The sequence below is a fragment of the Photobacterium salinisoli genome, from assembly GCF_003614885.1.
In the GTDB taxonomy this organism is placed as follows: Bacteria; Pseudomonadota; Gammaproteobacteria; order Enterobacterales; family Vibrionaceae; genus Photobacterium; species Photobacterium salinisoli.
In genome coordinates this window covers 350,598-374,078 of the sequence record NZ_QZMS01000011.1, presented here as the reverse complement: position 1 = coordinate 374,078, position 23,481 = coordinate 350,598, and the positions used below count along the sequence as shown (strand labels likewise).

The following is a 23,481-nucleotide window of genomic DNA, read 5'->3' as shown; positions in this document are numbered from 1 at the left end:
AGGGATGTCGTCTGTTTTTAGAAATGAAACAGATTACATCCACTTTGAGATCCATCCTTCATATATTCCATTAATGTATTTTAAATGCCACGCACGGATGTTTATAAGCTATTTTTATTTTAAGCCTGATTGTTGGTGTTTAATAATTTAATTTTATTAAATAATTGGGTTTAATTAAATGTCGTGAATTTTTATATTTAAAACAATATCAACTGGTTAGGTTTAAAAGGAAGATTCCATGTCTAGTTATAACCTTAATATCAATATTGACAGTAACGATGTCAGAACCATTAATCAATCGCAACAGAAAGTTGTGTTAGTGAAAACTGTTGGCGGTTCATCAGGTTCAAAAGTTGCGTGGGTAACATTTTCACCTTTCGAGCACAATGAAGTCTCGTGGACTGAAAAATATGGGGTATATGCGTCAAGTACTCAGGTTCAGAGTGGGGCGCAAATTTATAAAACATCGGCGGTTAACCCTGCGACCACTGAAGTCATGTATCCGTTTGAAAATGGTACCTTTGGCAGTCCTGAAAACGGTGGGCAAAGCAATTCCTATGGAATATCAAACCGATACTCTCAGGGGTTCACTTTCGGTCTGGCACAGTCTGTCGTTGCAAACGGTAATGTGTTTGAAGCCAGTCCGCTCAATGCGGTGTCTGTGCTTTCCAGGCAGAATGCGATCTTTACACCTGTAGAGAGACTGGAAGTATTTTTGCAAGGCAACTTTAACAACGGTGTGGTGATCAGCCAGGTGTCGAGCACAGCATTACCACTTGATTTCACGAATAACAGTGATATCACTATCCGCTACGACTCGTCATTAGGAAGGTTTATAATAGCTTAATATGGGGAAGGCAAGGTTCTTCAACCTTGCCTTATATCAATGAAGAATAAAACATTGTCAGTCAGTATACCCAAAGAATGTCTTTCTGATTTTATTCGTTATCAATTAAATATCCTCTTGGTACAAGTGATTCCAACAAGCGAAATCAATACTCAAGTAAATGTCGCTTGGCATGTGAGCTTACCTGCCGAAAATAAATCGTATTTCTGGAATGATGATTCTGAATTATATGTATCTCCTGTCCCGAATATCAACGGAGGTGTGATCAATAGTTATAGTAAGAGACAATGTTTTCGTGGACAGATGCTTATATCAGAATTTAACACTTTCTCACCCGATGCGAATCCTGTCTCTCATGCTGATTATGGGGTGATAAATAAAAATGTTCAGGGTCAATTAACCTTTGGCATGTTTAAAGCGATCTCGGTCGATGGGCAAAATGCATTGGCGCTTCCTGTCAATGCTGTCACAGTTCCGAGAACCTATACTGCTCTTTTTACTGAACCAGATAGTGTGTATATCCTGCTTGCATCAAACATTGTCAGCAGTGAAATTTTTTACTTACCGCCATCGACTGAAAACATTATGTCAATGCTATCAGTGGAATATGGACAGTGTTTAGCACTTTGTTTAAAAAGCAGCATGTTAACGCCTCTTGATACAACGCTATACTTTACTGATCAGGACACAAACCGGATTTATTCCCTGGCGACACTGCTGAACTTCAAAGATGACACGCATATTGATGTCCGGTATTTTCCTGATTTGGGAAAATTCGTTGTCACTAGTTAGTCAATATGCCTGTTTGCAGTGGGATTGCTTTTTGGTTTCGTGCGGAGACAACATTAGCCCGGTTCATCTCTGAAATGCCGGGCTGACTGGATGTGTTGTCATCGTATTTTGGCTGTGACCATCAGGCTATTTCAACTTCCTGCACTTGCAGTCGCTGTAAGCGGGCAGAGCAGCGGTATAAATAGCCCGCCAGAATCAGCACACAGGCGGTGGAGAGGAACAGCGCCGGGCCGCCGTATAACGACAAGATAATACCGCCAGCTAATGGCGACAAACTCACTCCGATAGACGTCAGATTTCCTGCCCCGAAATACGCGCCACGCAGATGATCCGGCGCCGCTCTGTCAATCAGCAGATTGAAGGTCGGGAAAAGAATTACCTCGCCCAGGCTCAGCACAAAAGTGGCCAGTAACCAGTACACGTCCGGCGCATCTAGCGGGAAACTGGCGTACAGCACAAAGGCGCTGGCGAAAAGAGCAACGCCCAGGTAGACACGGCGATACAGCGACCAGCCATTGAGCAGTTTCAAGAGTGGAAATTGCAGCAATACAATCACACTGGCGTTGACAAAAATCATGCTGGTATAAAGTTCAATCACTTTATCACCCAAGCCATTGAGATACTGTACCAGCGTCGTTTCCTGATGCAGGTAAGCGTACATGACCAGCGTGTTGGCCAGAATCAGCACCATGAATCCCTTGTCACGCGCCAATACTTTCAGAGTCTGGCTGAAATTTTGCTCGTTTTTGGGCGGTTGCGGTGTGTTGCGAATCTGCCAGAACGCCAGATTAAAGCACACGCTGTAGATCAGGTAAGCCAGTGCCACCAGATAAAAAGAGGATTGTTCGCCGGTAAAGCCAAGCTGCAAGCCGACTAACGGCCCGAAAGCCGCACCCAGATTGATGCAGTAGTAGCGCACCTGATGCGCCATTTCCCGAACGGGGATGTCAGGTAATAAGTCAGAAATCATTGCCCGTGCCGGCGGTTCCAGCATAGAACGGCTGATGCCCGCCATCAGTGCTCCTGCGGCGTACAACCAGCTTTGATCTGCCTCGGCCAGAATGACAAACGTCGCGACATGGGCCAGACAACTGATGATCAGTAAATTTTTCCGGCCAAGCTTATCAGACAGATAGCCCACATAGAGGGCGACCACAGCACCGCCGAGCGCTGCCAGACTCATGATGGTACCGATTTCAATCTCAGACAGTCCAAATTTCCGGTGCAGCATTACGGCCATATAAGGCCAGACCATAAAAAAGGAAGCGCGGGTAAGCAGAGTACCGATTAACACGGCCCAGATCGGTGCCGAAAAACGGCGTATGTGAGACAACTCCATGTCTGTCATTTTCCTTTGAACTATCAAGCAGTTCATAGTGTCATAGCCTCTGATTTTTGTCTGTATTTTTTGTTTGCAGGCAGCAAATTATTCTGTTGTTCGATTTATTCGAATTAGTTACTCAATTTTAACCAGTGTTGTTTGGCTGTCACTGCCACTAGACTTGCTATCAACCGAGTAAGACAGGACTAAAATTACTGCGTAAGCAGACAATATGGGCTCTGTAACTTTTTTAACGAAAACTGCTTTGAATGGCTATTTTTGTTCAACTTTTTTGAGGAAAACCTTATGAACACTTCTTTTGTTAAACGCCTGTTAACCTCTGCAGACAGTTTTGCCCCTCTGGCGCTGCGTGTGCCTGCCGGTATCATTTTCATGGCCCATGGCGCGCAAAAACTGTTTGGTGCTTTTGGTGGCTATGGCCTGGAAGGTACAGGTCAGTGGATGGCATCCATTGGACTGGAGCCTGGCATGCTGATGGCTTTTCTGGCCGGTAGCGGTGAGTTCTTCGGTGGCTTGTTTATCCTGATTGGTTTACTGACACGTCCGGCAGCCTTCGTGCTGGCAATCACTATGATTGTGGCTATTGTGAGCGTTCACTTACCGAATGGTCTGTTTATGTCTAACGGCGGATATGAGTTTGGTCTGTCGCTGCTGGCAATTGCAGTATCACTGGTTTTCTCCGGTGCTGGCAAAGTGTCGGCTGATTCACTGCTGGTCAAACGCGTCCTTTAAGGGCGCGCTTGCCCTGACATATTCCCTTTCCGTACCGATATCATTACAGAGGTGACATTATGCTGGAAATCAGACGTGCTGCAGATCGAGGAAGAGCTTCGTTCGGATGGCTTGACAGTCGTCACACCTTCTCGTTTGGTCATTATTACGATCCTGAGCATATGGGTTACTCAGCACTGCGGGTGATTAATGATGATACGGTCCGGGCCGGTGCCGGGTTTGATACCCATGGTCATAAAGACATGGAAATTATCAGCTATGTACTGGAAGGCGAAATTGCCCACAAAGACAGCGCCGGTAACATCAAGCGTTTGCCGGCGGGTGAATTTCAGCTGATGTCGGCCGGTAAAGGGATATATCACAGCGAGTTCAATGCCTCACAGCAAGAGACACTGAAGTTCCTGCAAATCTGGATTCAGCCGGATCAGCTGGGTGGTGAACCGGGCTATCAGCAGAAAAACTTTGGCCAGCGTGAAGGGTTGACCCCGGTGATCACGCCGGACGGTGAGAACGGCACTTTGTCAATTAAGCAGGATGCCCGACTCAGCCAGCTGATATTACCGGCGGGTGAATCTCTGGTGCTGACACAGCAGGCCGGACGCCGGTTTTATCTGCATCAGATCAAAGGCCAGCTGACGGTGGAAGAGGAGATCTTGTCGCCGGGAGACGGACTGAAAGTGGCGCATCAGCCTGAACTGATTGTATCCAATCAGGGTGATGTTTCGGTCACAGCCCTGGTGTTTGACTTACCCTAAAGGTTTTCCGAACGGCAAAGATTGCTTACACTAGCGCAGGGGCCGCTTCTCTGTTTGTGATGACAGACAACCATGATGACAGGCAGGTTGTGATTGCAAACAGATAAGCGGCCTCTGTTTGCCACGTGATGTGGTCAGTTCGCAATGACAAGGCAATGGCCTGAGGAGCAAAAATGACAACAGCGAAGATTGGGATTGTCACCGTCAGTGACAGGGCGAGTGCGGGTGTGTATGAAGACCTTTCCGGGCAGGCGATCATTGATACGCTGAAAGCGTACCTGACCTCGCCGTGGGAACCTGTTTATGAAGTGATTCCTGATGAGCGTGATGTCATTGAGTCCACCTTAATTCGCATGGCAGATGAAGAAGAGTGTTGCCTGATAGTGACGACTGGCGGAACAGGCCCGGCGAAACGCGATGTCACCCCTGAAGCGACAGAAGCGGTATGCGATCGCATGATGCCTGGCTTTGGTGAGCTGATGCGTGCCGAGTCACTCAAGTTTGTGCCAACCGCTATTTTGTCACGTCAGACCGCAGGACTGCGCGACGATACACTGATCGTTAATCTTCCTGGTAAGCCTAAGTCTATTCGTGAATGTCTGGACGCGGTATTCCCGGCCATCCCGTATTGTATTGATCTGATGGAAGGGCCGTACCTGGAAAGCGATGAAAGCGTGATTAAGGTGTTCCGTCCAAAACAGAAATAAACCGCGGCTTCCCTGTCGGTCACCGCGTAATACTGACAGGGAAAATCTCCCCCCTCTTTTCCATCTTACTGATTTTGCAATCTACACTTTAAACCATATACCTAAGTTTCCTGTGTAGAGCATCAAGAGGTCAGTGCTATGGAAAGCTTCATCCGAACCCTGCCGAAAGTTGAACTGCATGTCCATATTGAAGGGACATTAGAGCCAGAACTGATGTTTAAACTGGCACAACGCAACCGGATCACCTTGCCTTGTACCAGTGTTGAAGAAGCCCGAGCCGCTTATCAGTTTGATGACCTTCAGTCGTTTCTGGATATGTATTATCTCGGTGCCGCTGTTCTGCAGACGGAGCAGGACTTTTACGATCTCACCTGGGCCTATCTGCTGCAGTGTCAGCAAGATCATGTCATGCACACTGAGATCTTTTTTGATCCGCAAACCCACACTGAGCGAGGTGTGACATTCCAGACAGTGATGGCGGGTATTACCCGGGCTCTGGCAGACGGAGAGCAGCAACTGTCGATTTCAAGCCGGCTGATCATGTGCTTTCTGCGCCATCTCAGCGAGGATGCGGCATTTGAAACATTGGCTCAGGCCATGTCGTACCAGGAATACATTATCGGCGTTGGGCTGGATTCTTCTGAGCATGGTCATCCGCCTGAAAAATTTCGCCGTGTTTTTGAAAAAGCGCACGAGGCCGGTTTTTTGACCGTCGCCCATGCTGGCGAAGAAGGGCCTGCCAGTAATATTCGGGATGCGATATCAATGCTTCGGGTGTCCCGAATTGATCATGGCGTGCAGTGTAGTCAGGATCCGGGGCTGGTGGATGAGCTGGTTCACAATCAGATGCCTTTGACTGTCTGCCCTCTGTCGAATATTAAACTCAGAGTGTTTGATCGCATGGCCGATCACAACATCGTTGAGTTGCTGCGAAAAGGCGTGTGCGTGACGATCAATTCCGATGATCCGGCGTATTTCGGCGGTTACATGACTGACAATTTTCTGGCCGTTGCCAGGGCCTTTGAAATCACAAAAGAAGAATTAGCGTCATTTACTGCCAACGCTATCAGGGCCAGTTTCTTACCGCCGGAGGAAAAAGCGCAGCTGCAGGCGCGTTTGGACCATTATCTGTCGGTTCAGCTTCATCCGATACTGTAAAACAGATAAAAAAAACGCCTGTCAAAGACATGACAGGCGGGGGAAATAAATCAACTCAAACTGCTTCAAAGGTCCCTGACGGTTTACCGTTCCGGGTATCTTTGCTGCAGGAGTTTTAAAGGAACAACATACTTGGTTAAAGCGTAGGCGGTATTATAGGGGTGATTAAAAAACGCGCAACGATCACTTATGTAAAAAATGTATAGCAAATGTTAAACATCAAGCCTGTCAAAACATTAGGCAGTTAACTTTTTTATTCGCTAAGACATGAAAAATGAAACTAGCCAGCTAGTTGTATGATTTAACATGATTTATTTGCTGATTTTTCACTTTTTTAACGCGACACTTCCCCCGGTTTTTCGGGAGCGGCTGTCTGTTTTACGTCTCATCGATGAAATACACGCTGAAACCAGTCTCTGAGTCGGTTTATAAAACTGCCGTAGGGCTTATTCTGCTTGGTGTTTTTCGCATTGTGGCGGGCTGCCGCTTGCCCCTGATAGTAGGCTTGCATGAAACGACGCCGGATTTGCTCAGCGCGGCTGTGGCTGGGCCCTGTTGGTGCATCTGCAAATAACAGGGTCGCGCTGGACTGGGCATGATCGGCGGCATAGCTGAGATCGATCTGCAGATAACCAAGTACCAGCATCCACAGGCGTGTGACCAGTATAAAATAGCCGTGATGCTGGTTCTCAAAGCGTGCCGCATGTTCCTCACCGACTTGCTGAACAAAGAGATGGTTCATTGCCTGGCTCTGGCTATCGGTACTTTGTAATTGCTCAAGGGCGGATAAATGCGTTTTTGTCATCAGACCCAGTAAAAGATCGTCGCCTTTACTGTTCGGGCGTTGCTGCTGCAGTGTGGCAAATTCTGTATCGAGCTGACTGAGCAGCGCGTCTAAGCTTGCAGCTTCAGCCTGGTTAAAGTCTAAGCTTCTGAGACCCATAGCGGTCAGTTTCTGGCTAAGTGAAGACACGGCGGCTTCCTGGCAGTGAGGTTGCAGATGTTATTGGGGGCCAGTATACGGTTTTAAAGAACAATTCCCAGTTGAACAGCTGTGCCTGATAAACTGGCCACATGAATACATGATGTATGACAGGTAAGGAACAGAATTATGGCGGCATTTTATGATTTTTCAGTCACCAGCCTGCAAGGCGAGGTCGTGCCATTGAGCACTTACAAGGGGAAAGTTGTCTTGGTGGTGAATACCGCCAGTCAATGCGGGTTTACTCCGCAATATCAGGGGCTGCAATCACTCTATCAGACCTACAAAGAACAGGGGCTGGTGATCCTCGGTTTTCCCTGTAATCAGTTTGGGCAGCAGGAACCGGGTAACAGTGAAGCTATCAGTGAGTTTTGCGAAATTAACTATGGTGTCGATTTTCCCATGTTTGAAAAGGTGGATGTCAAAGGATCCGCCAGCCATCCGCTGTTTGCCTACCTGACCGACGCCTTACCCGGTCTGCTGGGAAAAAATATCAAGTGGAACTTCACCAAGTTCCTGATTGGCCGGGATGGTCAGCCGATTAAACGTTACGCGCCGCTGACCAAACCAGAAGCACTGGAAGCGGATATTAAAGCCGCCTTATAAAACGAGCGTGTTTGTCGGCCAGTATCAGACTGGCCGGCATGAATGAAGGTCAGCTTGAGGCCGGAGCATTAGTCCGGCAGTCGCTGATTTTGCTCAGTGCAGGTTGCATGGCCTCAATCGACAGGCGAACGCGTTTTGCACCCTCTGTTTGCATAGTGCCGGATTGCGTTAACGAATGAATAGGGTGCTGCTCTGGCTGGCTGCACTGAATGGCTGAAATGGTGTTAAAAACACCCAGGGCATAACCCAGACACAGAGATTCATTCTGATAAGTGCGCAGGCAGTCGTTCATGAAGGCTTGTTGTGCATCGGTTGCTGCAACCTGAGGTGTAAAAGACAGTGCAAGCAGGGAAGAGAGAGTCAGTGTTATTGTTCTGATTGATTTCATACGCACTTCCTTTCATTGATGTTTCACTAATTAATAGCAAAGCGCTGAAAATAAAGCGTGATTGGGCTCTCAGCCTGTATTGCTGTTTAATGAAGCTTTTATGAAATGTGCATGATGTTGCAAAAATCTCCCGTCCGTTGCCCTGCTCAGGGTTTATAGATCTTCTCAAAGGATTTCTGAGGAGCCGCAAAAGCATATTGATTAACATGATCAATCACGCTGATTTTATGATCGGCATGCTGCTTTTGGCTGAATGTCAGTAAATGCGAGATCGCGTTATGGCGTTTTGAGCCCGGCTTTTGCTGCTCAAGATACTGATTCAGAAAATCTATCTGTACCGCACTGTCATTAAAGTAACCAAGGGAATCTTGCAGCGCTTTCAGCTGTTTGATGTGCTCTTTCATGACTTTGCGCGGAAAAACAGGGGCAAAATATTCCAGCAGATAGCGGAGCTTTTTACAGGAAATTCTGAGCTCGTGAATGTGTTCGTCAGGGTTGGCGTAACCGATGGACTGACAGACATTCTGTGTTTTATTGAAGTGCTTCCAGATACATTTTTTTGCGAAGGGCAGGCAAGGCTTTTTTCCTGCGTCTGTCGGTTTCACGTCCAGTTCATCAAGTAAGCCGACTATCTGGGCGCATTGCTGCTGGTAGTCTGCAGATTTCAGCCACTCTTTGATGTGCTTTTGCAACACTATCCGCCTGTCCTGCAAGTCGTTAAAGAACAGGATAAGACCCTGATGATATTCATGATCCAGCGCATCGAAATAGGGCTCCATATTGCCTAAATACACATCCAGATCCCGCAGTTCATTGGTTTTCTGCATTAAGGTTTTCAGGGCGTTCTGAATCATTTGTTTTTGCTGCGGCAGGAAAATGGCACTGAGCAGGCTGAGCAGAGCCCGACAGCGCCGGAGTGATACACGGTACTGGTGCAGGAATTCAGTATCATCGTCGCGGATCAGCCCAGCCTCGTGGCGTCGGGCATGCTGAAATTCGCTTTTCAGAAAATGATAGGTTGGTAAGTAAATTGCGCTGTCTTTTTTCAGGGCAACTGACGCTTTTTTCCGCTGCGGTAAACGCAGTTTATCCCTTTTATTTACGCTCATTACGATGACCTCCTCCATAACCATAGTCAGGGGCTGCTTATCTTTCGAATATCGACAGAGCCAGCAACTCAGTCTTGCCGGGTGTGATTGGCCGTGTAGGGTGACTGCTTCACTTACGCCAGCGTTTCTCAGCAGTACTCCAGCGCATACGCCTATGTAAAGCTTTCTACACTATTTTTCAATTTTATGAAATGGCTTGATTTCATGCTGTCTCAGGTTCTTACGCTGTTCTTATTGCCTGTGATGAATTCACCTCCTATCCCGCTTAAATGGCTGGCAAGCTGGCTTTACAAACTATTTTTACATGGTGTTAACCTTAGTTTTACAACTGGCTTCTCAACCTCTCTGTATGGTGCTTATTCTATAGAAAAGGAATCGCTGAACAGGCGTCAGCTAAGTAACCAATATGTGAGGATATACGGATGAGTGAAATGATGAAAAATCCTATGGGCACGGACGGCTTCGAGTTTGTTGAGTATACCGCACCGACGCCAGAGGGTATTGCCAATCTCAAAAACCTGTTCCGGCTGATGGGCTTTGCTGAAATTGCCAAACATAAACATAAATCAGTCTGGTTATACCGCCAGGGTGATATCAACTTTATCGTTAACGGTGAACAGCATTCTCAGGCTGCTGGTTTTGCCGGTGTGCACGGTGCAAGCGTTAACGCGATGGCATTTCGTGTGAAAGATTCAACTCATGCGCTGGAACACGCAGTGGAAAACGGCGCGACAGCCTGCCCAGCACAGGCCGGCCCGATGGAGCTGAACATTCCGGCTGTTTACGGCATAGGTGAATCTCTGATCTATCTGGTTGATCGCTATGGCGAGCACGATATCTATGAGATCGATTTCGACTATTACCCGGATTACCAGGAGCGCCTGGCCAGTCAGGACGCCGGGTTACATACCCTGGATCACCTGACTCACAATGTGAAGCAAGGGAATATGGATCTGTGGGCTGGTTTTTATGAGCGTATTGCCAATTTCCGCGAAATCCGCCACTTTGACATCAAAGGTAAAGTGACAGGCCTGTTGTCTCGCGCCATGACAGCGCCATGCGGCAAAATCCGCATTCCAATTAATGAATCCAGCGACGACAAATCACAGATTGCAGAATATCTGGACCAATACAATGGTGAAGGTATCCAGCATATTGCTTTGAGCACAGACAACATCTTTGAGACGGTGTCACGACTGAAGAAGAATGGTCTGGCCTTTATGGATACGCCTGATACCTACTATGAAGGGGTGAACAAGCGGATTCCTGGTCATCAGGAGGATCTGGCGAAGCTGAAAGATCTGAAGATCCTGATTGATGGTGATGAAACCGGCATTCTGCTGCAAATCTTCACCGATACCGTTATTGGTCCTGTGTTCTTTGAAATCATTCAGCGTAAAGGCAATGAAGGCTTTGGTGAAGGTAATTTCCAGGCGCTGTTTGAATCGATTGAACTGGATCAGATCCGCCGCGGTGTGATTCAGGTACCGGATAACGCTTAACGTTACTCGCTTATTTATCAGAATATGAACAAGCCCGCACGGCCAGGTGTGGGCTTTTTTGTTGGTCTGGAAATGGGGGCAGGCATCAAACTTGGTGTTTATCTGCTTCACTTACAGGAGTCGGGTACCGTTTATATCCGTGCCGGGATCATCAGGAGAAGGGAATATGGTGCGATTGCTGACTCTGCTGGTTTGCCTGTTCGTGACGGCCTGTGCATCTTTACCCGAGCCGATCCCGGATTCTATTCCGGCCCAGCAGCACATTTATACGCAATCTCAAGCCAGTTGTGTGGATCTGCTCACCGACTTTAAGCGCACAGTCCAGCAACAGGGCGTACAGGATGCGCAATTGACATGGGACCCGAGATTTCCGCACCTGGCTTTCGACCGCTTCAGTCTGTCCTGGTTATTTGAGCTGACGGGCCGCGACAGCAAGCGCCAATGGCTGGACTACGTGTCACACCAGGCCGCTGTACAACGGCAGGCGGAATATCAGAACCTGCCGGATAACACAGCGTATGCATTTAATCGGCTCGAACTGTGTGCGGCGCAATTGGTCAGCCGCAGTCTGTATCAGCCCGCTCTGTGGTCGGCGTTAATCGCTGAGCCGCCTCAGCCGCATTCCGGCTATGCGACCTGGCAACGGGTACTGGGCTTGTACCCTGTCACACAGCACCTTGCCAGACCTTCGATCGACAAAGAAAAGCGGCGTTTGATCAGCCACTTTATTCAACCTGTTGAAGGTTATGCGATCCGGTATGCTGCGGATGACAGACCAGCCCTTGACCGCTCGCAGATACAGGTCTGGTTTCGCCAGGCACGGGAGAAGTCGGCCCTGTCATGGCCGCAACTAAGCTCAGTCCAGCAGCAGAGTCTGCTTAGCTATTACGCGCCGGTTTTTCAGGTCGAAACCCGCTCGAAGGATGATTTCCCCGGTCAGGTGCAGTATGTCACCCCCAGCCAGCCTGAGGTCGTTTCCCGGAAACCGACTCTGTATACCCATGTCAGCTATACCCGTTTTTATGGTCAGACCCTGATGCAACTGAACTACAGTCTGTGGTTTGCTAACCGTACAGCACGCTCAGGGTTTGACCCTTATGCAGGCCGCTTTGATGGCGTGCTTATCCGGCTCACGCTGGATGCTGACGGCCAGCCTTACATCCTGGACAGTATTCACCATTGTGGCTGCTACCACATGGTGTTTGCCCTGTCACCGACACTTACTTTTGCGGCAATGGACAACAAGGTGGAATGGCCTGTCGCCCTGCAAGTCTACAAAGGCCCACGGGCAGACAAGCTGGCGGTGACCTTATCCTTTGGCGAGCATATGGTGAAAGACGTGCAATGGCTGCGGCATGATGTCCGCACACGTTCACTGACCGTACAACCCTATGACCAGTTGCGTAGCCTGCCTGCAGGCACAAGCCATAATAAGAGCCTTTTTAACCAGCAGGCTATGTTACCGGCCAGTGTGCGTGCAGAGCGGTTTTATCTCTGGCCGCTCGGCATTAAATCGCCGGGCACCCAGCGCCAGCTGGGGCACCATGCCTCTGCCTTTATTGGTCAGCGTCATTTTGATGAGGCTTTTCTGTTTGAAACACTGTTTAACAAACCTTAGCTGAGGCAGGAAGTAGTCAGAGTGGCGGACTGTTGCGGCAGATAAACAGAAAGCGGTCGCCTGGGCGACCGCTATGGTGACGGATTTTCAGGGGTATGATGGACCCTGAGGATCGGCTGTCAGGCAGCCTGTGAAGGACTAGGCCTGCTGACCGTTAGTATCGGTCTGAACCTGCAGCCCGTGCCACTGAAAATGATGGTTCGGCTTCTTACTGACCAGACCTTCACCCATCATACGGTGGAACACCTCATCGACTTCATCCGCTGAGAGTTTCAGCGCCCGAATAATGGCCCGCTTTGAGCAACTGACCGAATCAGAAGCCAGTGCCTCTGTTACGCGATCATAGGGTGACACAGGTGCCTTCTCTTCAGCGCGTTCAGATTGAGCTTCATTGGCCGCTTCAATCGCCAGCGTTGCCATAACGGCTGTGCCTGCATTGTCGCTGTCTGGGTTATTTTCAGGTCTTGGCGGATTGGAACCTGATGCAGACTTCCTGACGGTAGTGTCTGAGACGTAAATGGCATGCCGCTGGTTAAATTGCTGACGAAAACGCAGCTCTTCACCTATCAGTCCGACAAAGAAGGCGGCAAAAAAATCCAGCAGGACAGAGAGAAAGATCACCAGCCCAAGCTGTGCAGCTTCATTACTGACTTTCAGGGTTTTGGCCAGGCCGTCAATCAAACCCAGCACTGAGCCCTGACTGACCACAGGCAGGCTGTCACGCTCCATGGCCAGTGCTTGCTGCTGTTCGCGCAGCTTGCTGTTTTCTCGCTGAATACGGGTGACACCGGTGGCGATGCGCTCCATCCTGATGTATTTCTGCGCCGCCTCATTGTTCAGATCGATCTGTTTTTCAATCGCGTCAATCTGCATGTTATAAGCGTTGATTTTGCTTTGCTGCACAGAGACATGGCTCTGGGCCTGATTGGTCGCACTTTGAATACCACCGACCGATCCGCCGATGGAAATCGCCGCCAGTACCGAGTAAAAAGCAAACGCACAGGCCGCGCCTGTGTAGCTGCGTCTGGCACGGCGTTCGCCAAATTCATACCAGGCGAAGAATTTACCCAGCTCGAAAATAACCGCCAGGCCGCCAAAGAGGATCTGCATCACCGGATTGTCGTCGATAGACAAGAACAGCAGCAGTGAAAAAATGATGGAAGCCAGAATGGAAGCACTGGTAAAGCTGTATACCGTCCACATGGCGAACCGGCCTTTTGGAAAGCGAACAGTGCCTGTTCCGGGTAAAGCGTTGTCTGAAACCATAATAGTGTTTTAATGCCGGCAGGGCTTGCAGCCCATAAAGTAGAGTGATCAATTAGCGGGGTAGGATACCGGAAAATCGGGTGTACGCGGCATGAAAAAGGGCGTGACGCGTATCTTGAGCCGGAAATTTGCACAGCGTTGTCATAACTGGTGAAAGCTTGTCCATCCCAGCCCTCAAGGCTTTATTGCTGCGGTGTTTAAAAAGTGATCGTGCTTCGGAAATGGCGTTTCGCAGGGCCTGAACCTCACTTTATCGCTAAATCTTAATCTGATCTTGCCGCATAAGATTGATGCCAGAGTGGCTCTTCGCTTTGGTGTGTATGACAAGAATGGCTACAAAGTCATCGGTTAAGACAAAGGAATACAAATAGTGACTCTTCCGAAATTCACCTATCATCCCGATCCGCTGGCGACTGGTGCTGTAGTGAAAAGCATGAAAGTGTGCGATTGCTGTGGCGAGGCGCGTGGTTATCTGTATAGCGGTAGTATTTATTCCCAGCGCGATGTCGAATGGCTGTGCCCCTGGTGCATCGCCGATGGCTCGGCAGCCAGAGAATTCAAAGCCTCTTATTCTGATGATTTTCCGCTGGACGGCGCTGGCCTGAAGCGGGAAGTCATTGCTGAGGTTTGCCAGCGTACGCCTGGCTATCAGTCCTGGCGTCAGGAAGTCTGGCTTGATCATTGTGGCGATGCCTGCGAATTCCATGGTTTTGCCGAACATGATGAGTTGAAAGCCTTAAGCGGACAGGCGCTACAGGCATTTCTGAGCCGTCATATGCTCAAAGCGAATTTATGGCAGGACATCCTGGATACCTATGAAAAAGGCGGTAATCCGGCAGTATATAAGTTCAGATGCCGACATTGCGGTGATATTCTCTACGGAATGGATTTTCTCTGATTATGAATACGGCGTTATGAACATCCCCGCATAATTCCCTTGCTCTCCTTTGTATGGGGGGAGGGCAATATTCAGTGCTACAACCCGCTCATGACCATCCCTCCCCCTTTTCAAGGGGGAGGCTAGGAGGGGGTTACCGGGCAAAAATGCCAAACTTGTGCACATTTCACGAACCCACTCTAATCCTCCTCTTACCGAGGGAGGGAATATTCACAGCTGCAACCCGCTCATGACCATTCCTCCCCCTTTTTAAAGGGGGAGGCTAGGAGGGGGTTACCGGGCACAATCTCCAAACCTGTGCACAGTCCGAAACATGCCAATAGTGGCAACCGATGAGAACAGTGAAGCGCTATTGTCTACTTCTCATTTCTGTGGTTCGATGTTGTCGTAATGTTGCAAAACGGTTAGATTAAATGCTCTAACACAACATATTTTGCCTTTGGGAGCCAACATGGACGCAATTCTTCAACACTACCCTGTAGTCACAGAAATTCCGGTGGCCTGGGGGGAAATGGACGCTCTGAATCATGTGAACAATGTGGTTTATTTTCGTTATTTCGAAACCGCCCGTCTGGATTACTTCAAAGAAGCAGCACTGATGGACGATATCAAAGATACCGGTGTCGGCCCGGTACTGAGTGATACCAGCGCCCGTTACCGTCTGCCTGTCACGTATCCTGATACTTTGATGGTCGGTTCCCGCGTCACCAAAATAGAAGATGATCGTTTCACCATGGAGTATGAAATTTTCAGTAAGAAGATGGGCGCGATTACAACCCGTGGCACCGCTCAGGTTGTGATGTTTGATTTCAAAAATAACACCAAGGCACAGATTTCACCCAAATTACGAGAAACCATTGAGGCGATAGAAGCCCGCAAAGAATTACCCGCCAACGCCTGATTTGAGCAATGCCTTCGAATGAAAAAGAAAGACGCCTTATTCCGCTTCTATAATCAGAAGTAGGGGAATAAGGAGTCTTTCATGTTTATTGCCACAGAGCACAAGATCACGGATCTGGACACGTTTTCGCAAAAAGCCGGCCTGGCGCTGGGTCAGCCCCCTTCGGGCCTGCGTTTACAAACAGCACTACTGGATAAAGACGAGCATTGCTGTCGCTGTATCTGGGAGGCGGATTCGGTAGAAAGTGTACAGAATTATCTTGAACCTGAGCTCGGCTCGGCATCCGTTACTGCGTATTACCTGCTCGATCCGTATTCGGCCATCGGCTGAAAAGCCTGTCCGCCGCCGCAACTCAATAAGCTGCAAGCAGGAAAGTCCCCGAATCACCTTCTGAACACCGTGTTTGTCTCTGAGATTTGTTGATTCTCTTGCTACACCTTACTCCCCTGACCACGATATAGATCACCTTTTTGGTGCCTCTTACTGATAGTTCTGACGATCCCAATCACAGTTCATCTTTTCGCCTGCTGCAAAGAAATGAAACTTGATTAGAATTAATCGAAACGTTTCGATGACTTTTCCCAATTATGAAAAAGCCGGGAAACCGAAAATGCCTCACTGCCTGTGTTGCGACAGATAAACCGATATTTTAACGACGTTAGAAGATTTTCCTGGCTCTTTCATGACGTGAAGCCAGTGATTGCCAAGTCAAGGTGTTGAAGAATGAAAAAAAGTACCCTACTGCACGCCGAGTTGTCCTATCTGGTTGCGACTTTGGGACATACCGATGAAGTGACCATCTGTGACGCTGGACTTCCTGTGCCAGAACCGGTTCAGCGGATCGATCTGGCACTGACCCATGGTGTGCCCGGTTTTATCGAAACCGTTCGTACCTTTTTGTCTGAGTCGCACATTGAAGGTGTGGTGATGGCTGAAGAATTCCGGCAGGTAAGCCCTGTACTGCATCAGGCGATGATAGAAACCTTACATGAAGAGCAGATGCGCAGTGGCCGTGAAATTACCGTTTCTTATCTGTCTCACGAAGCCTTTAAGGCACGAACGCACCAAAGCCGGGCGGTGATCCGGACCGGGGAATGTACTCCCTATGCGAACGTGATTTTTCAGGCTGGTGTAGTGTTCTGAGGAGGGTGTGCTATGACGCAGGCCATTTTACAGTTGAGTGAGATTGAAAAAGCTTTTCCGGGCGTGAAGGCTCTGGATAAAGCCAGCCTGAATGTGTATCCGGGCCGGGTTATGGCACTGATGGGGGAGAACGGTGCCGGAAAATCCACGCTGATGAAAGTGCTGACCGGTATCTACAGCAAGGATGCGGGCAGTATTCACTATCAGGGGCAGCCCGCCACTTTTCAGGGACCACGGGATTCCCAGCAGGCCGGCATCAGCATCATCCATCAGGAATTGAACCTGATTGCTGAGCTGACCATTGCCGAAAACATTTTTCTGGGCCGTGAGCCAACCGGACCGTTGGGACGCATTCAGTGGCGCCGGATGTATGACCAAGCTGATCAGCTGCTGGCGCGCCTGAATGTCAAACACAGTGCCAAAACCTTGCTTGGTGATCTCAGCCTGGGTGAGCAGCAAATGGTAGAAATCGCCAAGGCACTGTCGTTTGAATCCAGCGTCATCATTATGGATGAGCCGACAGATGCACTGACCGATACCGAAACGGCCTCGCTGTTTCAGGTGATCCGGGAGCTTCGTGCTCAAGGGTGCGGCATCGTGTATATCTCGCACCGCCTTAAAGAAATTTTCGAAATCTGTGATGACATAACTGTTCTGCGCGACGGTAAATTTATTGGCGAATGTGCGGTGGCGGAGACTACGGAAGACGGGCTGATAGAAATGATGGTCGGTCGCAAACTGGAAGAGCAGTATCCGCGTATTGATGTTCAGCACGGCGATACTTGCCTGGAAGTGATTGGCCTGACTGGTTCCGGTATTGAGGATGTGAGTTTTACCCTCAAGCGCGGTGAAATTCTGGGGATCTCCGGGCTGATGGGCGCAGGGCGTACCGAGCTGGTAAAGGTGATATATGGTGCACTGCCCAGCGAGCGCGGGGTGATCAACCTGAATGGCAAAACCATTAACCCGGTCAGTCCGCAGGATGGGCTGCTCAATGGTATTGCTTATATCTCGGAAGACCGCAAAGGCGATGGCCTGGTGCTCGGGCTGTCTGTGAAAGAAAACATGTCGCTGTGCACCCTGGATAAGCTGAGCAATGGGTTACAAATCAGGCACGGCGATGAAGTGATGGCGGTGGACGACTTTATCCGCCTGTTCAACATCAAAACGCCGGGGCGGGATCAGATCATCGGCAACCTGTCCGGTGGTAATCAGCAAAAAGTGGCCATTGCCAAAGGGCTGATGACCAAACCGAAAGTGCTTATCCTCGATGAACCGACCCGCGGTGTGGATGTTGGCGCTAAGAAAGAAATCTACCAACTGATCAATCAATTTAAAGCCGAAGGCATGAGCATCATTCTGGTGTCGTCTGAAATGCCGGAAGTGCTGGGTATGAGTGATCGTATTCTGGTGATGCACGAGGGCCGCATCAGCGGCGAGTTTGACGCAAAAAATGCGGATCAGGAAAAACTGCTGGCCTGTGCTGTCGGCAAAATCATCAACGGGGAAGCGGCATGAATACCAAAACGTTAAATCATCCAACCGACGGCAGCGCGAAAAAGTGGTTCAGCAAAGCCTGGTTGATCGAACAAAAATCGCTGATTGCATTGATCATACTGATTGCTGTGGTGTCTTTTCTGAACCCCAACTTTTTCACGGTAGATAATATTCTCAATATTCTGCGCCAGACGTCCGTCAATGCCATCATTGCCGTCGGGATGACGCTGGTCATTCTGACCGCGGGTATTGATCTGAGTGTCGGCTCTGTATTGGCACTGTGCGGCGCCTTTGCTGCCAGCCTGATTGCGCTGGAAGTCCCTGTCCTGGTTGCGGTTCCCACGGCCTTGTTCGCCGGTGCGGCGCTTGGGGCGATCAGCGGCATCATCATCGCTAAAGGTAAAGTGCAGGCGTTTATTGCCACGCTGGTCACTATGACGCTGCTGCGCGGTGTCACCATGGTGTACACCGATGGCCGGCCTATTTCGACTGGCTTCACCGATACCGCGGATGCATTCGCTTGGTTCGGCACCGGCTATGTGCTGGGCATTCCAGTGCCGGTATGGCTGATGGTGGTGGTGTTTGCTGCAGCCTGGTACCTGCTCAATCACACCCGTTTTGGCCGCTATGTGTACGCGCTGGGTGGTAATGAGTCGGCTACGCGTCTGTCCGGTATCAATGTGGATCGCGTCAAAATAGGCGTGTATGCGATTTGCGGTCTGCTGGCCGCACTGGCGGGCATTATCGTCACTTCACGCTTGTCGTCAGCACAACCGACGGCAGGTATGGGCTACGAACTGGACGCCATTGCCGCTGTGGTGCTGGGCGGAACCAGCCTGATGGGCGGTAAGGGCCGCATCATGGGAACCCTGATTGGTGCACTGATTATCGGCTTTTTGAACAACGCCCTGAACCTGCTCGATGTTTCTTCCTACTACCAGATGATTGCCAAAGCAGTTGTGATTTTGCTGGCTGTGCTGGTGGACAATAAAAACAAGTAAATCCAGAGGATTTACGAACAACAAGAGAGCCGGGTGACGTGTACCGGCTCCCCCTACACAAAGGATCATGATGATGAAAAAACTGGCAACGTTAATCTCTGCTGCACTTCTGACCTCCACCGTTTCTGTGTCTGCACAGGCGCAGGACACACTGGCGATTGTGGTGTCCACTCTGAACAATCCTTTCTTCGTGACGATGAAAGACGGTGCGGAATCCAAAGCAAAAGAACTGGGTTACGACCTGATCGTACTGGATTCGCAAAATGACCCGAGTAAAGAGCTGTCGAATGTTGAAGATCTGACAGTTCGCGGTGTGAAGGCGATTCTGATCAACCCGACGGATTCGGATGCCGTGTCAAATGCTATCCGCATGGCAAATCGCTCTGATATTCCGGTACTGACGCTGGACCGGGGCGCAAGCCGGGGTGATGTGGTCAGCCATATTGCGTCTGATAACGTTGCCGGTGGTGAAATGGCAGGCAAGTACATCATGGAAAAAATCGGTGAGAAAGCCAAAGTGATTCAGTTGGAAGGCATTGCCGGCACTTCGGCGGCGCGCGAGCGGGGCGAAGGCTTTATGAAAGCAGTGAAGGGCAGTCAGATGGAACTGCTGGCCAGTCAGCCTGCTGATTTCGACCGCACCAAAGGTCTGAACGTGATGGAAAATCTGCTGGCGGCAAACCCGGATGTACAGGCTGTATTTGCACAAAATGACGAAATGGCGCTGGGCGCACTTCGCGCGGTTCAGGCGTCTGGCAAGCAAGTGATGCTGGTTGGCTTTGACGGGACGAATGACGGTATTGCTGCTGTCAAGCGTGGCAAACTGGCGGCTACCATTGCCCAGCAACCGGACCAGATCGGCGCACTGGGCGTAGAAACGGCGGTCAAGGTGCTGAAAGGCGAGCAGGTGGAAAAATACATACCTGTACCGCTGAAAGTGGTCGTTAAGCAGTAACGTGATTCCCTCTTCCCTTTGCGAAGGGGGGAGGGACGGTACAGCGTTTGTTGCACGCACTGAATTTTCCCTCCCCTTGGCAAGGGGAGGGTTAGGGTGGGGTTCGTGAAGCGTTCTCAGATTTGAATTTTGTGCCCGAGTAACCCCTCCTAGCCTCCCTGTTGAAAAAGGGGGGGAGGGACAATACAGAGTTTTAGTGGATTAATGATCGGCCAGGATAATGCTATGAATAAATTAGTGGTTTTAGGCAGTGTGAATGCGGACCATGTTCTTCGTGTACCGGCATTTCCCCGTCCGGGTGAAACGCTGCATGGTCGCGAATATCAGGTGATTCCAGGTGGTAAAGGCGCCAATCAGGCGGTTGCGGCAGCGCGGCTGAAGGCAGATATCGGTTTTATTGCTTGTGTGGGCGATGATGCATTTGGTATTCATATCCGGGAAAGCTTTAAGCACGATGGTATCAATACCTCAGGCGTGAAAATGCAGCCAAATTGCCCGACGGGCATCGCGATGATTCAGGTGGCAGACAGTGGTGAAAATACGATCTGTCTGTCACCGGAAGCCAATGCGCAGTTGACAGCAGAGCGCATTGAACCCGATTTGGAAAAGATTCGTCAGGCGCGTTTCTTGCTGATGCAGTTGGAAACACCTTTAGACGGCATAGTAAGAGCGGCTCAGGAAGCGAAAACGCACCAGACCAATGTGATCCTCAATCCGGCCCCTGCCCGGGAAATACCCGACAGCCTGCTGGCATGTGTAGATGTGATCACCCCGAATGAGACAGAAGCAGAAGTGCTGACCGGAGTGACGGTAACCGATAATTCGTCTGCTCAGCTTGCGGCGGACGAATTGCACCGCAAGGGCATCGAAATCGTGCTGATTACACTTGGTGCGAAAGGTGTCTGGCTGAGCCAGAATGGACGGGGTCAGCTCATTCCCGGGTACAGAGTCGATGCCGTGGATACGACAGCGGCCGGTGATACCTTTAATGGTGCGTTGGTGACTGGTTTAATGGAAAATATGTCTTTAGAATCAGCCATTCGGTTTGCACATGCTGCCGCCGCCATCTCCGTTACCCGCTTTGGTGCCCAGACGTCCATTCCGACACGTGCAGAAGTGGATGCTTTTCTGGCGGAGCAATTTGCCATCATTGATTAATCACACAGGAAAAATACATGGCCACGATGAAAGATATTGCAAGATTGGCAGGCGTGTCGACTTCAACTGTGAGCCATGTGATCAACAAATCCCGTTTTGTCAGCGACGAAATTGCAGAGCGCGTAAACCGGGCGGCTAAAGAACTTAACTATGCGCCTTCTGCACTGGCCCGGAGTCTCAAAGTCAATCGCACCCAAACTATCGGCATGCTGGTGACGACCTCCACCAACCCTTTCTTCGGCGAAGTGGTTAAAGGGGTGGAACGCAGCTGTTATCAGAAAGGGTATAACCTGATTCTGTGTAACACCGAAGGGGACAGTGAGCGCATGAAAGCGTCCATTGATACACTGCTACAAAAGCGCGTTGATGGGCTCCTGTTGATGTGTTCGACACTGGAAGGTGAGCAGATAGACGTTTTCGAGCGCTATCCTGATATTCCTGTGGTGGTGATGGATTGGGGGCCAATGTCCTTTGCCAGTGATAAAATTCAGGACAACTCCTATCAGGGCGGTTATCTGGCTGCCCGATATCTGATTGATTGCGGACACCATGAGATTGGCTGTATTACCGGACCTTTGATTAAACATCAGGCGCAGATCCGTTATGAAGGCTTTAAGCGAGCGCTGAATGAAGCCGGACTGGCGTTTCATCGTGATTGGATTGTGGAGTCTGATTTTGAATCTGAAGGCGGTTACCAAGCTTTTAATCAGATCTTTGCCAGCGGTTCGTTACCCAGTGCCATTTTTGCATGTAACGATATGATGGCGATGGGTGTCATCAATGCCGCCCATGAAAAAGGGATTCGGATCCCGGAGGATCTCTCCCTCATCGGATACGATGATATCCATATCGCAAAATTTATGACCCCATCGCTGACCACCATTCATCAGCCGAAATACCGCTTAGGGCAGGCGGCTGTCGAGACTTTGCTCAAGCGCATCAATAAAGAGATCACCGAGCCACAAGTAGTACAGCTGGAACCGACACTGGTGGTACGAAAAAGTGTACGGCGCGTCGTAAACTGACAGCACCTGCAATATGCTCAGGATGAATCAGGCTGAATGATAATATCAGCCTGATGATATTTACGATTTTGCTGTTATTTGTTTCTGCGCCCGATAGTGTCGCGGCAGTGACAAAATCTCTTGGATAAAGATCAGATAAAACACTGGCATCATCAGGAGCATGATAAAGACATAGCTGCACTGATAGCGAAACGGCATTGGTCGTTTTTTGCCTTGATCGAAGAGGGTTAAACCGGACAGAAAAAAGAAACCAATGGCATACAGCGTTGCCGCCATCCCAAGTACCAGATAAGCCGAAAAGAAAAAAGAGAGTAAGCTTTCCATGAATCACCTCATTGTAGTGGATTATTTTGATTTTATTTCAAATAATCAGAGCGTTATTGGTAGCTTTCTTTAAAAGAAAGAACAATTAACGTGAAACACAGAGAACAATGAATTATATGCAACTTGGTTTCTATTTTGTTCCGACATTTTTGCGGCTCACTTCAAAAATTCCTCTGTTGTTCCCGTCTATTGAGCGAAAAACAGAGGCCAGAAACGAAAACCGACAGGCAAACAGCATCTATCCTTTTGCTTTTTGGGAATTTTTAATTGGAAATGCGGTGAATGGCTTAATCTCTTTAAGTACAAACATACTCTGCATTTCTTTAATGCCAGGTAAACGCCGTATGGTTGACATCGCGAAGTCGGCATAGGAATCGAGATCGCGGGAAACAACCTGAATCAGAAAGTCAGCATCACCGCCTATGCTGTAACAGGCAACAACGTCTTCCAGTGCGGTCACTTCTTCCTCAAACTTTCTGGCTTCCGATTCACTGTGACTGTCAATGGCCACCCGAACGAATACCATCACGCCCAGGCCAATCTTCCTCCGGTCCAGAACAGCCCTGTATCCCTGAATAATGTCATCGTCTTCCAGCTTACGGACTTTACGCCAGCAGGGGGAAGACGACAGACCGATTTTATCTGCCAGTGACTGATTGGTGATACGTGCATCATCTTGCAAAAGAGTCAGGATCTTAATATCTGTCTGATTCAGCATTGAGTTGGTCAATTTCTTTCTAAAAGGGTTGGTTTTAAGAAAGACTCTACCTTTTTC

25 protein-coding genes are annotated in these 23,481 nt (G+C 49.4%); 18 read left to right on the top strand and 7 right to left on the bottom strand.

Going from position 1 to position 23,481, the window contains the following annotated elements:
* Nucleotides 1–238: 238 nt before the first annotated feature.
* Nucleotides 239–847, top strand: a complete 609-nt coding sequence (locus tag D6M16_RS13120; RefSeq protein WP_120512323.1) for a hypothetical protein — start codon at nucleotides 239–241, stop codon at nucleotides 845–847.
* Nucleotides 848–901: 54 nt separating this feature from the next.
* Nucleotides 902–1,639, top strand: a complete 738-nt coding sequence (locus D6M16_RS13115) for a hypothetical protein (protein ID WP_162941026.1) — start codon at nucleotides 902–904, stop codon at nucleotides 1,637–1,639.
* A 121-nt stretch (nucleotides 1,640–1,760) separates the two neighbouring features.
* On the opposite strand, the gene D6M16_RS13110 is transcribed toward D6M16_RS13115, so the two are convergent.
* A complete protein-coding gene (locus D6M16_RS13110; RefSeq protein WP_162941025.1) occupies nucleotides 1,761–2,978 on the bottom strand; it encodes an MDR family MFS transporter in 1,218 nt (405 codons plus the stop codon).
* Nucleotides 2,979–3,266: 288 nt separating this feature from the next.
* Between D6M16_RS13110 and D6M16_RS13105 the strand changes: the two genes are divergently transcribed.
* The 4 genes from D6M16_RS13105 to D6M16_RS13090 all read left to right on the top strand — a co-directional run bounded on the left by D6M16_RS13105 (nucleotide 3,267) and on the right by D6M16_RS13090 (nucleotide 6,333).
* Complete coding sequence (locus tag D6M16_RS13105; protein ID WP_120512320.1) at nucleotides 3,267–3,713, top strand: DoxX family protein; 447 nt, start codon at nucleotides 3,267–3,269, stop codon at nucleotides 3,711–3,713.
* A gap of 59 nt (nucleotides 3,714–3,772) precedes the next feature.
* A complete protein-coding gene (locus D6M16_RS13100) occupies nucleotides 3,773–4,468 on the top strand; it encodes a pirin family protein (RefSeq protein WP_120512319.1) in 696 nt (231 codons plus the stop codon).
* A gap of 173 nt (nucleotides 4,469–4,641) precedes the next feature.
* Nucleotides 4,642–5,175, top strand: a complete 534-nt coding sequence (gene mog, locus D6M16_RS13095; RefSeq protein ID WP_120512318.1) for a molybdopterin adenylyltransferase — start codon at nucleotides 4,642–4,644, stop codon at nucleotides 5,173–5,175.
* 138 nt (nucleotides 5,176–5,313) lie between these two features.
* Nucleotides 5,314–6,333, top strand: a complete 1,020-nt coding sequence (locus D6M16_RS13090) for an adenosine deaminase (protein WP_120512317.1) — start codon at nucleotides 5,314–5,316, stop codon at nucleotides 6,331–6,333.
* A gap of 385 nt (nucleotides 6,334–6,718) precedes the next feature.
* Here D6M16_RS13090 and D6M16_RS13085 read toward each other — a convergent pair whose 3' ends face one another.
* Entirely contained in the window at nucleotides 6,719–7,306 is a 588-nt protein-coding gene (locus tag D6M16_RS13085; protein ID WP_120512316.1) for a hypothetical protein, read from the bottom strand.
* Nucleotides 7,307–7,444: 138 nt separating this feature from the next.
* On the opposite strand from D6M16_RS13085, the gene D6M16_RS13080 reads away from it, so the two are divergent.
* Nucleotides 7,445–7,921 (top strand): glutathione peroxidase, encoded by a 477-nt coding sequence (locus D6M16_RS13080; RefSeq protein ID WP_120512315.1) that lies wholly within the window; start codon nucleotides 7,445–7,447, stop codon nucleotides 7,919–7,921.
* Nucleotides 7,922–7,970: 49 nt separating this feature from the next.
* On the opposite strand, the gene D6M16_RS13075 is transcribed toward D6M16_RS13080, so the two are convergent.
* Together D6M16_RS13075 and D6M16_RS13070 are read right to left on the bottom strand one after the other, a co-directional pair.
* A complete protein-coding gene (locus tag D6M16_RS13075) occupies nucleotides 7,971–8,309 on the bottom strand; it encodes a hypothetical protein (RefSeq protein WP_120512314.1) in 339 nt (112 codons plus the stop codon).
* A 146-nt stretch (nucleotides 8,310–8,455) separates the two neighbouring features.
* Nucleotides 8,456–9,418: a CHAD domain-containing protein gene (locus D6M16_RS13070; protein ID WP_120513170.1), complete on the bottom strand. Its 963-nt coding sequence runs from the start codon at nucleotides 9,416–9,418 to the stop codon at nucleotides 8,456–8,458.
* A 422-nt stretch (nucleotides 9,419–9,840) separates the two neighbouring features.
* On the opposite strand from D6M16_RS13070, the gene hppD reads away from it, so the two are divergent.
* Both hppD and D6M16_RS13060 read left to right on the top strand, forming a co-directional pair.
* Nucleotides 9,841–10,920 (top strand): 4-hydroxyphenylpyruvate dioxygenase, encoded by a 1,080-nt coding sequence (gene hppD / locus D6M16_RS13065; RefSeq protein ID WP_120512313.1) that lies wholly within the window; start codon nucleotides 9,841–9,843, stop codon nucleotides 10,918–10,920.
* A 166-nt stretch (nucleotides 10,921–11,086) separates the two neighbouring features.
* Nucleotides 11,087–12,538: a hypothetical protein gene (locus D6M16_RS13060; protein WP_120512312.1), complete on the top strand. Its 1,452-nt coding sequence runs from the start codon at nucleotides 11,087–11,089 to the stop codon at nucleotides 12,536–12,538.
* 138 nt (nucleotides 12,539–12,676) lie between these two features.
* Here D6M16_RS13060 and D6M16_RS13055 read toward each other — a convergent pair whose 3' ends face one another.
* On the bottom strand, nucleotides 12,677–13,741 hold the full coding sequence (locus D6M16_RS13055) for a bZIP transcription factor (protein WP_120513169.1): 1,065 nt from the start codon (nucleotides 13,739–13,741) through the stop codon (nucleotides 12,677–12,679).
* 433 nt (nucleotides 13,742–14,174) lie between these two features.
* Between D6M16_RS13055 and D6M16_RS13050 the strand changes: the two genes are divergently transcribed.
* The 9 genes from D6M16_RS13050 to D6M16_RS13010 all read left to right on the top strand — a co-directional run bounded on the left by D6M16_RS13050 (nucleotide 14,175) and on the right by D6M16_RS13010 (nucleotide 22,382).
* A complete protein-coding gene (locus D6M16_RS13050) occupies nucleotides 14,175–14,702 on the top strand; it encodes a CbrC family protein (RefSeq protein ID WP_120512311.1) in 528 nt (175 codons plus the stop codon).
* A gap of 451 nt (nucleotides 14,703–15,153) precedes the next feature.
* A complete protein-coding gene (locus D6M16_RS13045) occupies nucleotides 15,154–15,603 on the top strand; it encodes an acyl-CoA thioesterase (protein WP_120512310.1) in 450 nt (149 codons plus the stop codon).
* 81 nt (nucleotides 15,604–15,684) lie between these two features.
* Complete coding sequence (locus D6M16_RS13040; protein WP_120512309.1) at nucleotides 15,685–15,933, top strand: hypothetical protein; 249 nt, start codon at nucleotides 15,685–15,687, stop codon at nucleotides 15,931–15,933.
* 393 nt (nucleotides 15,934–16,326) lie between these two features.
* The gene (rbsD, locus tag D6M16_RS13035; RefSeq protein ID WP_120512308.1) at nucleotides 16,327–16,746 is read left to right on the top strand and encodes a D-ribose pyranase; all 420 of its coding nucleotides are present in this window, start codon (nucleotides 16,327–16,329) and stop codon (nucleotides 16,744–16,746) included.
* A gap of 12 nt (nucleotides 16,747–16,758) precedes the next feature.
* Nucleotides 16,759–18,264, top strand: coding sequence for a ribose ABC transporter ATP-binding protein RbsA (gene rbsA / locus D6M16_RS13030; RefSeq protein WP_120512307.1), 1,506 nt, complete (start codon nucleotides 16,759–16,761; stop codon nucleotides 18,262–18,264).
* A complete protein-coding gene (rbsC, locus tag D6M16_RS13025; protein WP_120512306.1) occupies nucleotides 18,261–19,244 on the top strand; it encodes a ribose ABC transporter permease in 984 nt (327 codons plus the stop codon). The genes rbsA and rbsC overlap by 4 nt, the downstream gene beginning before the upstream one ends.
* A 73-nt stretch (nucleotides 19,245–19,317) precedes the next feature.
* Nucleotides 19,318–20,199: a ribose ABC transporter substrate-binding protein RbsB gene (gene rbsB, locus D6M16_RS13020; RefSeq protein ID WP_120512305.1), complete on the top strand. Its 882-nt coding sequence runs from the start codon at nucleotides 19,318–19,320 to the stop codon at nucleotides 20,197–20,199.
* 225 nt (nucleotides 20,200–20,424) lie between these two features.
* Nucleotides 20,425–21,357 (top strand): ribokinase, encoded by a 933-nt coding sequence (gene rbsK, locus D6M16_RS13015; RefSeq protein WP_120513168.1) that lies wholly within the window; start codon nucleotides 20,425–20,427, stop codon nucleotides 21,355–21,357.
* Nucleotides 21,358–21,374: 17 nt separating this feature from the next.
* The gene (locus D6M16_RS13010; protein ID WP_120512304.1) at nucleotides 21,375–22,382 is read left to right on the top strand and encodes a substrate-binding domain-containing protein; all 1,008 of its coding nucleotides are present in this window, start codon (nucleotides 21,375–21,377) and stop codon (nucleotides 22,380–22,382) included.
* Between the two features lie 60 nt (nucleotides 22,383–22,442).
* On the opposite strand, the gene D6M16_RS13005 is transcribed toward D6M16_RS13010, so the two are convergent.
* Together D6M16_RS13005 and D6M16_RS13000 are read right to left on the bottom strand one after the other, a co-directional pair.
* Entirely contained in the window at nucleotides 22,443–22,706 is a 264-nt protein-coding gene (locus D6M16_RS13005; protein ID WP_120512303.1) for a hypothetical protein, read from the bottom strand.
* Nucleotides 22,707–22,944: 238 nt separating this feature from the next.
* Nucleotides 22,945–23,424, bottom strand: coding sequence for an Lrp/AsnC family transcriptional regulator (locus D6M16_RS13000; protein WP_205576891.1), 480 nt, complete (start codon nucleotides 23,422–23,424; stop codon nucleotides 22,945–22,947).
* Nucleotides 23,425–23,481 lie beyond the last annotated feature (57 nt).

What these genes read in the sequence shown, in the direction of transcription:
- rbsA (WP_120512307.1), top strand. Translation starts at nt 16,759, where the DNA reads ATGACGCAGGCCATTTTACAGTTGAGTGAGATTGAAAAAGCTTTTCCG.
- D6M16_RS13090 (WP_120512317.1), top strand. Translation starts at nt 5,314, where the DNA reads ATGGAAAGCTTCATCCGAACCCTGCCGAAAGTTGAACTGCATGTCCAT.
- rbsC (WP_120512306.1), top strand. Translation starts at nt 18,261, where the DNA reads ATGAATACCAAAACGTTAAATCATCCAACCGACGGCAGCGCGAAAAAG.
- D6M16_RS13100 (WP_120512319.1), top strand. Translation starts at nt 3,773, where the DNA reads ATGCTGGAAATCAGACGTGCTGCAGATCGAGGAAGAGCTTCGTTCGGA.
- hppD (WP_120512313.1), top strand. Translation starts at nt 9,841, where the DNA reads ATGAGTGAAATGATGAAAAATCCTATGGGCACGGACGGCTTCGAGTTT.
- rbsK (WP_120513168.1), top strand. Translation starts at nt 20,425, where the DNA reads ATGAATAAATTAGTGGTTTTAGGCAGTGTGAATGCGGACCATGTTCTT.
- rbsD (WP_120512308.1), top strand. Translation starts at nt 16,327, where the DNA reads ATGAAAAAAAGTACCCTACTGCACGCCGAGTTGTCCTATCTGGTTGCG.
- D6M16_RS13105 (WP_120512320.1), top strand. Translation starts at nt 3,267, where the DNA reads ATGAACACTTCTTTTGTTAAACGCCTGTTAACCTCTGCAGACAGTTTT.
- D6M16_RS13070 (WP_120513170.1), bottom strand. Translation starts at nt 9,418, where the DNA reads ATGAGCGTAAATAAAAGGGATAAACTGCGTTTACCGCAGCGGAAAAAA.
- D6M16_RS13075 (WP_120512314.1), bottom strand. Translation starts at nt 8,309, where the DNA reads ATGAAATCAATCAGAACAATAACACTGACTCTCTCTTCCCTGCTTGCA.
- mog (WP_120512318.1), top strand. Translation starts at nt 4,642, where the DNA reads ATGACAACAGCGAAGATTGGGATTGTCACCGTCAGTGACAGGGCGAGT.
- D6M16_RS13120 (WP_120512323.1), top strand. Translation starts at nt 239, where the DNA reads ATGTCTAGTTATAACCTTAATATCAATATTGACAGTAACGATGTCAGA.
- D6M16_RS13055 (WP_120513169.1), bottom strand. Translation starts at nt 13,741, where the DNA reads ATGTGGACGGTATACAGCTTTACCAGTGCTTCCATTCTGGCTTCCATC.
- rbsB (WP_120512305.1), top strand. Translation starts at nt 19,318, where the DNA reads ATGAAAAAACTGGCAACGTTAATCTCTGCTGCACTTCTGACCTCCACC.
- D6M16_RS13110 (WP_162941025.1), bottom strand. Translation starts at nt 2,978, where the DNA reads ATGGAGTTGTCTCACATACGCCGTTTTTCGGCACCGATCTGGGCCGTG.
- D6M16_RS13040 (WP_120512309.1), top strand. Translation starts at nt 15,685, where the DNA reads ATGTTTATTGCCACAGAGCACAAGATCACGGATCTGGACACGTTTTCG.
- D6M16_RS13080 (WP_120512315.1), top strand. Translation starts at nt 7,445, where the DNA reads ATGGCGGCATTTTATGATTTTTCAGTCACCAGCCTGCAAGGCGAGGTC.
- D6M16_RS13000 (WP_205576891.1), bottom strand. Translation starts at nt 23,424, where the DNA reads ATGCTGAATCAGACAGATATTAAGATCCTGACTCTTTTGCAAGATGAT.
- D6M16_RS13010 (WP_120512304.1), top strand. Translation starts at nt 21,375, where the DNA reads ATGGCCACGATGAAAGATATTGCAAGATTGGCAGGCGTGTCGACTTCA.
- D6M16_RS13060 (WP_120512312.1), top strand. Translation starts at nt 11,087, where the DNA reads ATGGTGCGATTGCTGACTCTGCTGGTTTGCCTGTTCGTGACGGCCTGT.
- D6M16_RS13045 (WP_120512310.1), top strand. Translation starts at nt 15,154, where the DNA reads ATGGACGCAATTCTTCAACACTACCCTGTAGTCACAGAAATTCCGGTG.
- D6M16_RS13005 (WP_120512303.1), bottom strand. Translation starts at nt 22,706, where the DNA reads ATGGAAAGCTTACTCTCTTTTTTCTTTTCGGCTTATCTGGTACTTGGG.